Origin of the sequence: Bradyrhizobium sp. 482_C4_N1_8 (assembly GCF_052075965.1) — a bacterium.
Classification (GTDB): Bacteria; Pseudomonadota; Alphaproteobacteria; order Rhizobiales; family Xanthobacteraceae; genus Bradyrhizobium; species Bradyrhizobium barranii.
This window is the reverse complement of sequence record NZ_CP197231.1, coordinates 4767179-4780641: the sequence shown is the minus strand read 5'-3', so window position 1 is coordinate 4780641 and position 13463 is coordinate 4767179. Positions and strand designations below refer to the sequence as shown.

At 65.8% G+C, this 13463-nt stretch carries 7 protein-coding genes and 1 pseudogene; all 8 read left to right on the top strand.

Annotated features, from left to right (window positions below):
- The first annotated feature begins 378 nt into the window (after window positions 1-378).
- Window positions 379-1830 (top strand): efflux transporter outer membrane subunit, encoded by a 1452-nt coding sequence (locus AB7Z56_RS22815; protein ID WP_245328438.1) that lies wholly within the window; start codon window positions 379-381, stop codon window positions 1828-1830.
- On the top strand, window positions 1820-3220 hold the full coding sequence (locus AB7Z56_RS22810; RefSeq protein WP_063983416.1) for an efflux RND transporter periplasmic adaptor subunit: 1401 nt from the start codon (window positions 1820-1822) through the stop codon (window positions 3218-3220). Before AB7Z56_RS22815 ends, AB7Z56_RS22810 begins: the two co-directional genes overlap by 11 nt.
- Before the next feature lie 36 nt (window positions 3221-3256).
- Window positions 3257-6406 carry an efflux RND transporter permease subunit gene (locus AB7Z56_RS22805; RefSeq protein WP_063983415.1) on the top strand — a complete coding sequence of 1050 codons (3150 nt, stop codon included), beginning with the start codon at window positions 3257-3259 and terminating at the stop codon, window positions 6404-6406.
- Entirely contained in the window at window positions 6406-9510 is a 3105-nt protein-coding gene (locus tag AB7Z56_RS22800; RefSeq protein WP_441256420.1) for an efflux RND transporter permease subunit, read from the top strand. Before AB7Z56_RS22805 ends, AB7Z56_RS22800 begins: the two co-directional genes overlap by 1 nt.
- A 213-nt stretch (window positions 9511-9723) precedes the next feature.
- Window positions 9724-10536: a class I SAM-dependent methyltransferase gene (locus AB7Z56_RS22795; protein ID WP_187387706.1), complete on the top strand. Its 813-nt coding sequence runs from the start codon at window positions 9724-9726 to the stop codon at window positions 10534-10536.
- A gap of 498 nt (window positions 10537-11034) precedes the next feature.
- Window positions 11035-11769, top strand: a complete 735-nt coding sequence (locus AB7Z56_RS22790; protein WP_063983412.1) for a tRNA-uridine aminocarboxypropyltransferase — start codon at window positions 11035-11037, stop codon at window positions 11767-11769.
- A 67-nt stretch (window positions 11770-11836) separates the two neighbouring features.
- The gene (locus AB7Z56_RS22785; RefSeq protein WP_245328437.1) at window positions 11837-12682 is read left to right on the top strand and encodes an ABC transporter permease; all 846 of its coding nucleotides are present in this window, start codon (window positions 11837-11839) and stop codon (window positions 12680-12682) included.
- Window positions 12683-12845: 163 nt separating this feature from the next.
- A pseudogene (locus AB7Z56_RS22780) lies at window positions 12846-13451 on the top strand (ABC transporter ATP-binding protein); the annotation flags it as partial.
- Window positions 13452-13463 lie beyond the last annotated feature (12 nt).

Sequence of the window (13463 nt, the reverse complement as noted above, 5' to 3'; positions counted from 1 at the left end):
GGTTTCGGTGGAGCGCCTGGCGGGACCGGTAGCTCTGGCGTCGGCGTGGCGGCAATATCACATGAAATCTTGGTAAGCTTGAATGCGCCTCGGAGCGAGGTTGGAATACAAAAAAGCCCTGTGACACAGGTATATTTTGTATTTGCGTGAGTTCGACATCGACGCATTCGAGGCCGCATTTCGCAGGTGCGGGACTGTCCCCCTGTTCCGCGCCCCGCTAGTATGAACTTCAGGTTCCGCAGAAAGCATCACGGCTGTGAACGAGTTACATAAACGCCCCCGGCCGTCCCGCCACGAATCGGTTAATCCGGCTCTGCGGTGGCGGATCTATCTGCCCGGCGGGGGGTGGATGTGACACAGGATGGTCCTGCGGTCGCCATGAGGCGATCTCCCGGCCTTACGTTCCGGACGTCGCGCGCGGCGCGATGGGCTGCCGTGGCGTGCCTTGCCGCCAGTTCAGGCGCCTGCGTGCTGACGCAGGATTTGCCTGATCCCGCACTCGATGTTCCCGCGCAGTACAAATACGCGGGCAAGCCGGATGCGCCGCCGTCGCTGGATTGGTGGCGCGGCTTTCGCTCCGCGGAGCTGACGCAACTGGTGGAGGAGGCGCAGACCGTCAATCTCGACATCGCCGCCGCCGTCTCGCGCATCGTCCAGGCCGACGCCCAGGCGCGGCAGGCGGGCGCTGCGCTGCTGCCGAGCCTGTCGGGCGGCGGATCGGAAACCTATTCACGCACCTCGGGTTCGAGCGCCTCGGGCCTGTCCATCGGCGGCCGCGAGGTCGTCAACTATTCGGCGTCGCTGAGCGCGAGCTACCAGCTCGACTTCTGGGGCCAGAACCGCGATGCGCTGCAATCGGCGGAAGAGACGGCGAATGCCAACCGGTTCGATCGTGACGTCGTCGCGCTCACGACGCTGGCAGGCGTTGCCAACGCCTATTTCCAGGTGCTGGCCTCGCAGGACCGGCTGCGCACCGCCCAGAGCAACATCGCCAGCGCGCAGCGGATCCTTGATGCCATTCGCGAGCGCCGCAAGGCCGGCACCGGGACCGATCTCGACGTCGCCCAGCAGGAGAGCGTGGTCGCCAACCAGAAGGCGCTGGTGCCGCCGCTGCGCCAGACGCTCGACCAGAACGTCAACGCGCTCGCCGTGCTGGTGTCGCGGCCGCCGGAGAGCGTGCGCGTGCTCGGCGGCACGCTGAACAAGATCGCGATCCCGCGCGTCACGCCCGGCCTGCCGTCGGAGCTTTTGACGCAGCGGCCCGACATCCGCCGCCAGGAGGCACAGCTCGCCTCGGCGACCGCGAACATCGGCAATGCCCGCGCGCAGTTCTTTCCGACGATCCAGCTCACCGGCAATGGCGGCTATCAGAGCTCGGCGCTGGTCTCGCTGTTCCAGCCGCATGCGGCCTTCTTCCAGCTCGTCGGCAGCGCCACGCAGCCGATCTTCGACGGCGGCAAGATCCTCGGCAATTTCGAATTCGCCAAGGCGCGGCAGGACGAGTTGCTCCAGACCTACCGCAAGACCATCATCCAGTCGTTTGCGGACGTCGACAACGCGCTGTATTCGATCAAGCAGACCACGATCAAGCTACAATTGCAGCGCGATGTCGTTACCTCGTCGAAGCGCGCCTTCGATCTCGCCGAGCAGCAATTGCGCGCCGGCACGGCCGACATCGTGACTGTGCTGAACGTCCAGCAGACACTATTTCAGGCCGAAGATGCGTTGTGGCAGGCCCAACTCGCACGGCTTCTCGCCATCGTCAGCCTGTATCAGGCGCTCGGCGGCGGCTGGGAGCCGCGAATGGAGAAACCGGTCAATGCTCTTTAAGCCGGATACGAAGGAAGGCGCGAAAGAAGGGACGGCGAAGAAATCGCGCGGCCGCGGCTTCGTCATGACCCTGATCACGCTCGCCATCCTTGGCGGGCTCGGCTATTTCGGCTGGACCGTCTGGCACCAGCAGCCGCAGCAAGCGAATGGCCGCAACCAACGGCCCGATCTGCCGGTGCCGGTGCTGGCGGCGACGCCCCGCATCCAGGACGTCCCGGTCTATCTCGACGGCGTGGGAGCGATCCGCGCGCTCAACACCGTGACCGTGCGCTCGCAGGTCGACGGCAAGCTGATCGCCGTGAAATTCACCGAGGGCCAGGACGTCAAGAAGGGTGACGTGCTCGGCGAGATTGATCCCGCGCTCTACCAGGCGACGTACGACCAGGCCGTCGCCAAGAAGGCGCAGGACGAGGCCCAGCTCGCCAACCAGCGCATCGATCTCACGCGCTACGAGCAGTTGGCTGCCTCCAACGCGGGCTCCAAGCAGCAGGCCGACACCCAGCGCGCCGCGGTCGCGCAGACCGAGGCGCTGGTCAAAGCCGATCAGGCCGCGATCGACAATGCGGCGGCGACGTTGAGCTACACCAAGATCGTGGCGCCGCTTTCGGGCCGCGCCGGCCTGCGGCAGGTCGACCAGGGCAACATCATCCACGCCGCCGACGCCACCGGCCTCCTGGTGATCACGCAATTGCAGCCGATCGCGGTGTGGTTCAGCCTGCCGCAGCAGCAGATCATGCGCGTCAACGCAGCGGCGTCGAAGGGCACGCTCGCGGTCGACGTGTTCGGCAATGACGGCATCACCGTGATCGACACCGGCAAGCTGACCGGCATCGACAACCAGGTCGACCAGACCACCGGCACGCTCAAGCTCAAGGCGGAATTCCCCAACGCCAATTATCAGCTCTGGCCGGGCCAGTTCGTCAATGTCCGCCTCAAGGTCGAGACCTTGATGCAGGCGCTGGTGGTGCCGACATCGGCGGTGCAGCGCGGACCGATCGGCACCTTCAGCTACGTCATCGGCGAGGACAATGTCGTCTCCGCCAAGCCGGTGACCGTGACCCAGCAGAACGAGCATGACGCCGTCATTGCCAGCGGCTTGTCGCCGACCGACAAGGTCGTCACGACGGGCTTTGCCAATCTGTCCGACGGGTCCAAGGTGGTCGTCGGCCGCGATGACCAGACACCGTCGGCCGATCTCGCCCCGCGCAAGCGCACGCGCGGCCCGGACGGCCAGAAAAAGGATGGGCAGGCCAAGGACGGGCAAAAGGACGGACAGGGCAAGGACGGCGAGCACCGCGCCAAGCGGAGCAGCAGTGAAGGCGACCAGAAGGGGCAGACCGGACCGGCATCGGGGCCGGGGGCATCGGGACCTGGAGCCAAGCAGCCATGATCCCGACAACAGCCGCCTGAGCGGCAGGCATATCCCATGGGCGTCTCCGAACCCTTCATCCGCCGCCCGATCGCGACCTCGCTGCTCGGCATCGCCCTGCTGATCGGGGGCGCGCTCGGCTATTTCTCGCTGCCGGTCTCGGCGCTGCCGCAGGTCGATTTCCCGACCGTGCAGGTGTCGACGCAGCTTCCGGGCGCGAGCCCCGACGTGATCGCCTCGCTGATCACCGCGCCGCTGGAACGGCAGCTCGGCCAGATCCCGTCGCTGACGGCGATGAACTCGACGAGCTCGTTCGGCGTCAGCCAGATCTCGCTCCAGTTCGATCTCAACCGCGACATCGACGGCGCGACCCAGGACGTGCAGGCCGCGATCAACGCGGCGGCCGGCGTGCTGCCCAAGACGCTGCCCTATCCGCCGACCTACGCCAAGGTGAACCCGGCGGACGCACCGGTGATGACCCTGGCGCTTCGCTCCGACACGATCTCGCTGCGGGCGATGAGCGACATCGCCGACACGCTTCTGGCGCAGCGGCTGAGCCAGATCTCCGGCGTCGGCCGGGTCTCGGTGCTAGGTGGGCTGAAGCCGGCCGTGCGCATCCAGGCGGATCTGGCGCGCCTTGCCGCCTATGGCATCGCCATGGAGGATCTGCGCACCGCGATCTCCAATGCCAACGTCTCCGGGCCAAAAGGCTCGCTCGACGGCGCGCAGCAATCCTACCTCATCGCCGCCAACGACCAGATCGCCGCTGCCGACGCCTACAAGCCTGTTATCATCGCCTACCGCAACGGCTCCCCGGTCACGATCGGCGACGTCGCGCAGATCGTGGATGGCCTGGAGAACGACCGCACCGGCGGCTGGTACCAGGGCACGCCGGCGGTCATCATCGACATCCAGCGCCAGCCCGGCGCCAACGTCATTGATGTCGTCAGCCAGATCCGGGCGGAAATCCCAAAAGTCCAGCGCGCCATTCCGGCCGGCGTGAACCTCACCATCGTCTCCGACCGCACCGTCACGATCCGCGCCTCGGTCCGCGACGTGCAGTTCACCCTGATCCTCAGCGTCGTCTTGGTGACGCTGGTGGTGCTGCTGTTCCTGCGCTCGCTGCGGGCCACGCTGATCGCGGGCGTCGCGCTGCCGCTGTCGCTGATCACCAGCTTCGGCATCATGTATTTCGCCGGCTTCAGCCTCGACAATCTGTCGCTGATGGCGCTCACCATCGGCACCGGCTTCGTCGTCGACGACGCCATCGTCATGATCGAGAACATCGTCCGCCACATGGAGAACGGCGACAGCGCGATGGAGGCCTCGCTGAAGGGGGCCAGCGAAATCGGCTTCACCGTGATCTCGCTGACGGTGTCGTTGATTGCGGTGTTCATCCCGCTGCTGTTCATGTCCGGCCTCGTCGGGCGCATGTTCCGCGAATTCGCGCTGACGCTGACGATCGCGGTCGTGACCTCGGCCGTGGTCTCGCTGACGCTGACGCCGATGATGTGCTCGCGGCTGCTCAAGCACGCCCATGAGGAACTGGCTGTGCCGGGATTGGCCGCGATCAGCCGCTTCATCGATCGCACCGTCGAGTTCTATCACCGGACGCTCCTCTGGGTCCTGGAACGCCAGCGCGCCACGCTGCTCGTGACGTTCGCCACGCTGGGCGCGACCCTCGTCCTCTACGTCGTCGCGCCAAAGGGCTTTCTGCCGCTTCAGGACACCGCATCGATCACGGCGGTGACGGAGGCGGGACCCGACGTGTCGTTCACCGAGATGCAGAATCGGCAGGCCGAGGCGGCCGATGCCATCAAGGCGGACCCTGATGTGGTCGGCGTGGTCTCGGTGATCGGGGCGGGCTCGGTCAACCCGACCACCAATGTCGGGCGCCTGGTCATGACCTTGAAGCCGCGCGGCGAGCGGCGCGACGACGTCAGCGCGGTCGTGACCCGGCTGAAGGAACGGGTGTCGGCCATCCCCGGCATGACCGTCTATTTCCAGCCGGTGCAGGACGTGCAGATCTCGACCCAGTCGAGCCGTTCGCAGTACCAGTACACGCTGACCGGGACCGACGCGACGCTGGTGTCGGAATGGGCGCGCAAGCTCGTTGCCGAGATGCGGCGCGATCCGCTGTTCCGCGACGTCTCCTCGGAGGCGCAGGAGGGCGGCCTGCGGGCGCAGCTCGATGTGGACCGGACCCGGGCCGGACAGCTCGGCGTGAGCCTGCAAGGAATCACCGACACGCTCAACGACGCGTTCGCGCAGCGGCAGATCTCGACCATCTACGGCCAGGCCAACCAGTACCGCGTGGTGCTGGAGGCGCTGCCGATGTACCAGCGCGATCCCTCGATCCTGTCGAAGCTGTATCTGCCGGGCGCGGCGAGCAGCATCGTGGGCGCGCCCAACGCCCAGGTGCCGCTCTCGGCCGTGGCGACCCTGAAGCGCACCACGGCGCCGCTCGCGATCTCGCACCAGGCGCAATTCCCGTCGATCTCGCTCAGCTTCAACCTCGCCCCGGGCGCCGCGCTCGGCGATGCCGTCGAGGCGGTGAAGACGATCGAGACCCGGATCGAGATGCCCAACAGCATCGTCGGCGTCTATGCCGGCGATGCCGCCGAATTCGCCAAGGCGCTCGCCGGCCAGCCCTGGCTGCTGCTCGCCGCCGTCATCACGATCTACATCGTGCTGGGCGTGCTCTATGAGAGCTACATCCACCCGATCACCATCCTGTCGACGCTGCCCTCGGCCGGCGTCGGCGCGATCCTGGCACTGATGCTGTGCGGTCAGGACCTCTCGGTGATCGGCCTGATCGGCATCATCCTGCTGATGGGCATCGTCAAGAAGAACGCGATCATGATGATCGACTTCGCGCTCGAGGCCGAGCGCAGGCAGGGGATGTCGCCGAACGAGGCGATCGTGCAGGCCTGTCTCTTGCGCTTCCGTCCGATCATGATGACGACGCTGGCGGCGCTGTTCGGCGCGCTGCCGCTCGCGATCGAGAGCGGCACCGGCGCCGAGCTGCGCTTTCCGCTCGGCATATCCATCATTGGCGGCCTGCTGCTGAGCCAGCTTCTGACGCTCTACACCACGCCCGTGATCTACCTGGCGCTCGACCGCATCAACCGCCGCCTCGAGCAGGCGCTGCCGCCGGCTGAATCCGGCGGCCCGCCGGTCGCGGGCGCAACCGAGGGGATGCAGTGATGGCATCGATCTCGGAGCCCTTCATCCGCCGGCCGGTCGCGACCACGCTGCTGTCGATCGGGTTGTTCCTGCTGGGTGTCGTCGCCTACGAGTTCCTTCCCGTCGCCTCGGTCCCGAACGTCGACTTCCCCGCCATCTTCGTGTCGGCCAGCCGGCCGGGCGCCGACCCGTCCGTCATGGCGGCGACGGTGGCCTCGCCATTGGAGCGTCGGCTCGGCGAGATCGCGGGCATCAACCAGATCACCTCGACGTCGTCGCTCGGCACGACCAGCATCCAGCTGCAGTTCGACATCGGTCGCAACATCGACAAGGCCGCACGCGACGTGCAGGCGGCGATCAACGCGGCGCTGATCGACCTGCCGAGCGACCTGCCGACGCTGCCGCGCTTCCGCAAGGCGAACACGGCCGGCGCGCCCGTTTTCGTGCTGGCGCTGACCTCGAAGACGCTGTCGGCCAGCGCGATCTACGACGTCGCCGATACCGTGCTCGCGCAGCGCATCTCGCAGGTGCCTGGTGTCGGTGACGTGACGGTGAGCGGCGCCGACCAGCCGGCGGTGCGCGTGCAGCTCAACCCCGTCGCATTGTCCAACGCCGGCATCGCCACCGACGACGTCAGGACCGCGATCATCAACGCCAACCCGCTTGGTCCCGTCGGCATCTTCAACGGCGAGCGCCAGAGCGAGACGCTGTCGCTGAACAAGCAGATGCGGACGGCGAAAGAGTTCCGCGACATCATCATCAAGAGCTCGAACGGCAATTTCGTCCGGCTGGCCGACGTCGCCGACATCGAGGACTCCGTCCGCAACGCTCGCTCGATCGCCTGGTTCAACAAGCAGCCGGCCGTGCTGATCCAGATCACCAAGCAGGGCGACGCCAACGTCATCGACACCGTCGACCGGGTGAAGGCGCTGATCCCGGCGCTGAAGCAATGGATCCCGGCGGGTGTCGATATTTCCACGCTGGTCGATCGCACCAGTACGATCCGCGCCAGCGTGCTCGACATGCAGTGGACGCTGCTGGCAACCGCTGTCCTCGTAATGGTCGTGGTGTTCGTGTTCCTTCGGCGGCTGACGCCGACGATCGCGGCCGGCATCTCCGTGCCGCTGGCGTTGGCCGGGACCTGTGCCGGGATGTGGGTCGCGGGCTTCTCGATCGACAATCTGTCGCTGATGGCGCTGGCGATCTCGGTCGGCTTCGTGGTCGACGACGCCATCGTCATGATCGAGAACATGTACCGCAATCTCGAACATGGCATGCGGCCGCTCCAGGCGGCGCTCGTAGGCGCCCGGCAGATCGGGTTCACCGTGGTCTCGATCAGCCTATCGCTGATCGCGGCTTTCACGCCGTTGATCTTCATGGACGGCATCGTCGGCCGCCTGCTGCGCGAGTTCTCGCTGACGCTGACCTTCGCGATCCTGGTCTCGACGCTGGTGTCGCTGACGGTCACGCCGATGATCTGCGCCCATTACATCCGGCAGACCACGTCCGGGACCGCGACGCTGTTCGATCGGCTGATCGAAGGCTCGCTGTCACGCGTCGTCACGTTTTACGCCCGCAGCTTGCGCACCGTGCTGCAATATCCGCTGCTGACGCTGCTGGTGTTCTTCGCCACCATCGGCCTCACGGTGACGCTCTACATCAAGGTCCCCAAGGGCTATTTCCCGACCGACGATTCCGGCTTCGTCATCGGCGCGACGCGCGCCTCGGCCGACATCTCGTTCCAGTCCATGCTCGGCCTGCAGCAGCGGCTCGCCGACATCGTGATGCAGGATCCGGCCGTGGCCGGCATCGGCTCGACGGTCGGCAGCGGAGGCGGGCCGGGGGGAGCGACCTCGAACCGCGGCACCATGTTCATCAGCCTGAAGCCGCCGGAGGAGCGTGACCACGTCTCGACGCAGGTCGTGATCGACCGTCTCAGGCGCGCCCTGTACCCGGTGCCCGGCATCCGCCTGTTCATGTTCGCCGCCCAGGACGTCCGCGCCGGCGGACGGCAGAGCGATTCCGACTACCAGTACACGCTGACCAGCACCGACCTTAGCCTGCTCCAGAAATGGGCGCCGATCGTGGCCAAGCGCATGGAGAGCGTCGAGGGCATCACGGATATTTCCAGCGACCGCGATCCCGGCGGGCTTCAGCTCACGCTCTCGATCGACCGCCAGAAGGCCTCGGCGCTCGGCGTCAAGGTCCAGGACATCGACAACGCGCTCAACAACGCATTTTCGCAGCGGCAGATCGGGATCATCTACACTCAGCGCAACCAGTATATGACCGTGCTGGAGATCGACCCGAAATTCCAGGTCGACCCATCCAACCTCGATCGCATCTATGTCGCCGGTGCCAATGACGCGCAGGTGCCGCTGTCGGCCGTGGTGCATGCGACGCGCGGGCTCGCTGCGCTGGCGGTCTACCATTCGCAGGGGTTTCCCTCGACCACGGTATCGTTCAACCTGATGCCGGACGTGCCGCTCCAGACCGCGACCCAGAACGTGCAGCGCGCGATCGAGGAGCTGCACATGCCGGAAGGCATTCGCGGCAGTTTTGACGGCAATGCCGGCGATTTCGCCAGGACCAGCGGCCGGCAACCGCTGCTGATCCTCGGTGCGCTGGTGGCGATGTATATCGTGCTCGGCGTGCTCTATGAGAGCCTCGCCCATCCGCTGACGATCATCTCGACGCTGCCGTCCGCCGGGCTCGGCGCACTGCTCGCCTTGCAGCTCACCAACACGCCGCTGACGGTGATCGCCTTCGTCGGCATCATCCTGTTGATCGGCATCGTCAAGAAGAACGGCATCATGATGGTGGACTTCGCGCTCGATGCCGAGCGCCAGCGCGGCCTGTCCTCGGCGGAGGCGATCTTCGAGGCCTGCCAGGCGCGCTTCCGCCCCATCCTGATGACGACCATGGCGGCGCTGTTCGCCGGCATTCCGCTGGTCATCGCGACCGGTCCGGGCACGGAGATGCGCCGTCCGCTCGGCATCACCATCATCGGCGGCCTGTTCGTCTCGCAGATCCTGACGCTCTACACGACGCCCGTGATCTACCTGCTGATCGACCGCCTGCGCCGCCGTTCCGAGCCCCGTCCGCTCGCCGCGCCCGCGGAATAGGCCAAGTATCGCGCACGTTCCGACACCGTCAGTCGGCTCGATCCCCTAACATTTGATGTTGTCAACTTAACATCTGTTCTCATAAAGGCTGTTACTTCTCATTTCTGTCAACAAAGCTCGTTACAGAACGGAGACGGGCGCGGCCTTCGCTCGTCGCGCCGCCCGAAGCTATTGCATTCGAACGGAATCCCGCCCCGAGAACGTGTGACGTGCTTGGGAATCCTTGCGGGCGAGCGGAAATCGGCTGGCTCGTGGTGTTTTGGAGTGATTGGCCAAATGGCTAATACGGTCGGATCGCACTTTTTCCCGGAGATTGCGGCGGGTGGATTCTCTCGGGTCGATGGCACGGTTCAGTTCTGGCAGCGGGTCGGGGCTTTGGTTGGCCCGGATTCCGTCGTGCTGGACTTTGGCGCCGGGCGAGGCGCCGGCCAGAGCGAGGATTCGGTCGCCTACCGGCGCAGTCTGCGGTCGTTGAAGGGACGGGTGCGCGAGCTCGTCGGGGTGGATGTCGACCCGGCCGTAACGACCAACAAGGCGCTGGATCGGGCGTTCGTGATCACACCCGATGGAGAGCTACCGATCGCCGATCACTCCATCGACGTGATCGTATCGGATTTTGTGTTCGAGCATCTCCAGGATCCTGCCAGAGCCGCCCGTGAACTCGACCGCGTGCTCAAGCCGGGCGGCTGGATCTGCGCGCGAACGCCCAACCGCTATGGATACATCGCACTCGCCAACCGGATGATCCCCGACCAGTTGCATGCCCGCATCATCCAGTCGGCCCAGGACGACCGCAAGGGCGAGGATGTCTTCCCGGCCGTCTATCGGCTGAACACTGCCAGCGCGTTCAAACGGCATTTTCCCGCCTCCCGATACGATCTGTATGTGATCCCGTGGGACGCGGAGCCGGCCTACTATTTCGGATCGAAGCTGCTCTATTCGCTGTTGCTAGCGGTTCAGCACTGCACGCCGGCTCCGTTCAAGACGGTGTTGACGGCGTTCATGCGCAAACGCCCCGTGCCGTGAGCCCGACAGCCAAGTCACGTCGGGCTCAAGCCGCCGTACACCTCATTGCGAAGACGGGACGAAAGGCCTTCGAGCGCGGAACGTCACGCAACGCAGGCGCCTTGTAGAAAGATCGTACCCTCCAAGACGTCACCAAGTCCGAGCGATAACGTCATTCGGCGATCAACTGGGGCGTGTATTACGGCCTGACCACCACACTTCATGACCATCGCCTCCCAATCCCCATCCCAAAGCCCATGTCGACGTAGGTGCTCAGTTCTACGACACAGACCTCAGCAAGCCGATTTGGGTCGCCAACGTGGCCGCGAATGGTACTGTGGATTGGAGAGACGCTGCCGGAACGCCGGTCTAGCAGAGCGGTCGACGCGTTCGACATACCGGCGCAACGAGACCGCCTTCGGGCGGTCTTTTTGTCGTGTGCCGAGGTTCGGGGTTATGGCGGCGCCACTCCCGGCAAGAGAGTTGTTGAACCGCCGCTTCAAGCGTATAGCGGCGACCATGTCGAACCCCACAGCCGCCGCGCCGGCCGATCCGATCCCCGAATGCCCGCACTGCCAGAAGCCGATGCCGCTGTGCATCTGCGACAGTGTCACGCCCATCAAGAACCGGCTCTCGCTCCTGATCCTCCAGCATCCGCAGGAGCAGGACAGGGCGCTCGGCACCGCCCGGCTGCTTGCGAAGCACTTTGCCGATGCCACGGTGCGGGTCGGCCTGTCCTGGTCGAGCCTGTCCAAGGCGCTGGCGCGGCCGGTCGAGAACGCCTCGCACTGGGCCGTGCTCTATCTTGGCTCGGCGCGCGCGGCCGATCTGGAGGCCGAGGGCGAGATCCTGGCGCTCAACCGCAAGGGCGAAGTCGCGGAGAACCAGCGCTCGATCCTCGGCAAGCTCGAAGGCGTGGTGCTGCTCGACGGCACCTGGAGCCAGGCCAAGGCGCTGTGGTGGCGCAATCCCTGGATGCTCAAATGCCAGCGCGTGATCCTCAACCCGGCGCATCCCTCCCGATACGGACGCCTGCGCAAGGAGCCGCGGAAAGACGGGCTGTCGACCATCGAGGCGGCCGCGACCATCCTGGCCAGTCTTGAGAAGCGCCCCGATATCGCCGAGACGCTCAATGCCAGTTTTGAACGGATGTTGACGCGCTACCGCGAGGTTCAGGCCGAAATGCCGGAATTGGCGCCAAAACCGCCGGTCAAGGACCGCCGGCGCGGTGTCCGGCGCAGCAAGCGCAGCTGACTCGCGCTTAAATCCTCCGTACGGTTGATTGCCCCGCGCGAGACGGGCGGGTAGAGACGATCGGCCGATGGGCCGCGAACTGTTATCTTCGCAGAATCGGAAAGCCGGAAGCGGAAGGGGCAGTCGAATTCAGGCCGCGGCGAAGGAAATCCTTGCACAGGCGGCGCGGCCCGATCGGTGGGGCACGCTCGCGCTGATGGACATCTCGCTGCGTTACCGGCGCACCGTGATCGGCCCGCTCTGGATCACGCTGACGCTGGCAGCAACAATCGCAAGTGTCGGCACGGTCTACGCCGCACTGTTCAAGCAGGACATCGCCGGTTTCCTGCCGCCCTTCGCCGTCGGCCTGATCGTCTGGACCCTGATCGCGACGACGCTCCAGGAAGGCTCAAGCATCTTCGTGGCGTCGGGCCACTTGATCAAGGCCGTGCCGGCGCCGCTGATCGTGCATGTGCTCCAGATGATCGCGCGCAACGTGCTCATCTTCGCGCATCATCTGGTGATCGTGGTGCTGCTCTACATCGTGATGCCCTGGCCGCTGCATGGGAGCATGCTGCTCGCGGTGCCCGGCTTTGCGATCCTGCTCATCGTTCTGCTCGGCGGTTCGGTCGCACTCGGCATGCTCTGCGCGCGCTTTCGCGATATCGGCACGGCGGTCGTCAGCGGCCTGCAATTCATCTTCTTCCTGACGCCGATCATCTGGACCGAGGACGCCCTGCGCGGCACCGCGTTCTCCTGGCTGATCCGCGCCAATCCGTTCGCGACGCTGCTCGACCTCGTGCGCAGGCCGCTGCTGTCGCAGCCGACCGATCCGGTGCAATGGCTGCTCGGGGCGATCTATGCGATCGTCGTAGCCGTCATCGCCTTCGGCTGCTACGCGAAATACCGCCACCGCGTGGCGTATTGGCTGTGAGGCGCGCATGAGCCTTGCTGCCCACATCGTGCTTCGCAACGTTTCGGTCAACTTTCCGGTGCTGTCGTTCCGCGACCGTTCGCTGCGCAGCCGGTTCGTCAGCGCGGTGACGCTGCGCCGGACGCGGGCTGTGCCGCACATCGTCTCCGCGCTCAACGACGTCAGTCTCGACATCCGCGCCGGCGACCGCGTCGCCATCATCGGCGCCAACGGCGCAGGCAAGACCACGCTGCTGCGGGTGCTCGCCGGCATCTATCATCCGACCGCGGGCAGCGTGGACGTGCTCGGCCGCTGCCTGTCGCTGTTCGACCTGTCGGCCGGCTTCGACGAGGAGGCCACGGGCTACGAGAACATCGTGCGCCGCGGGCTCGTGATCGGCGCGCGGCGCTCCGAGATCGATGCGCGGCGGGCGGAGATCGCAGAGTTCACCGAGCTCGGCGACAGGCTCGACCTGCCGCTGCGGACCTATTCCAGCGGCATGATGCTGCGGCTGATCTTCGCGGTCGCAACCGCCGTGGAAGGCGAGATCGTGCTGCTGGACGAATGGATCGGCGTCGGCGACCAGCAATTCCGCCGGAAGGCGCGGCAGCGGCTCGACGAGATCGTGGCCCGTGCCGGCATCCTGGTGCTGGCCTCCCACGACATCGAGCTGATCCAGAGCACCTGTAACCGCGCGATCCTGCTCGAGGAGGGGCGGATGACCGCGGCCGGCCCGACCGATGCGATTCTTGCGAAATATCTCGCCGGTCCTGGCGTGGCAAAGGCGTAAACACCCGGCCGG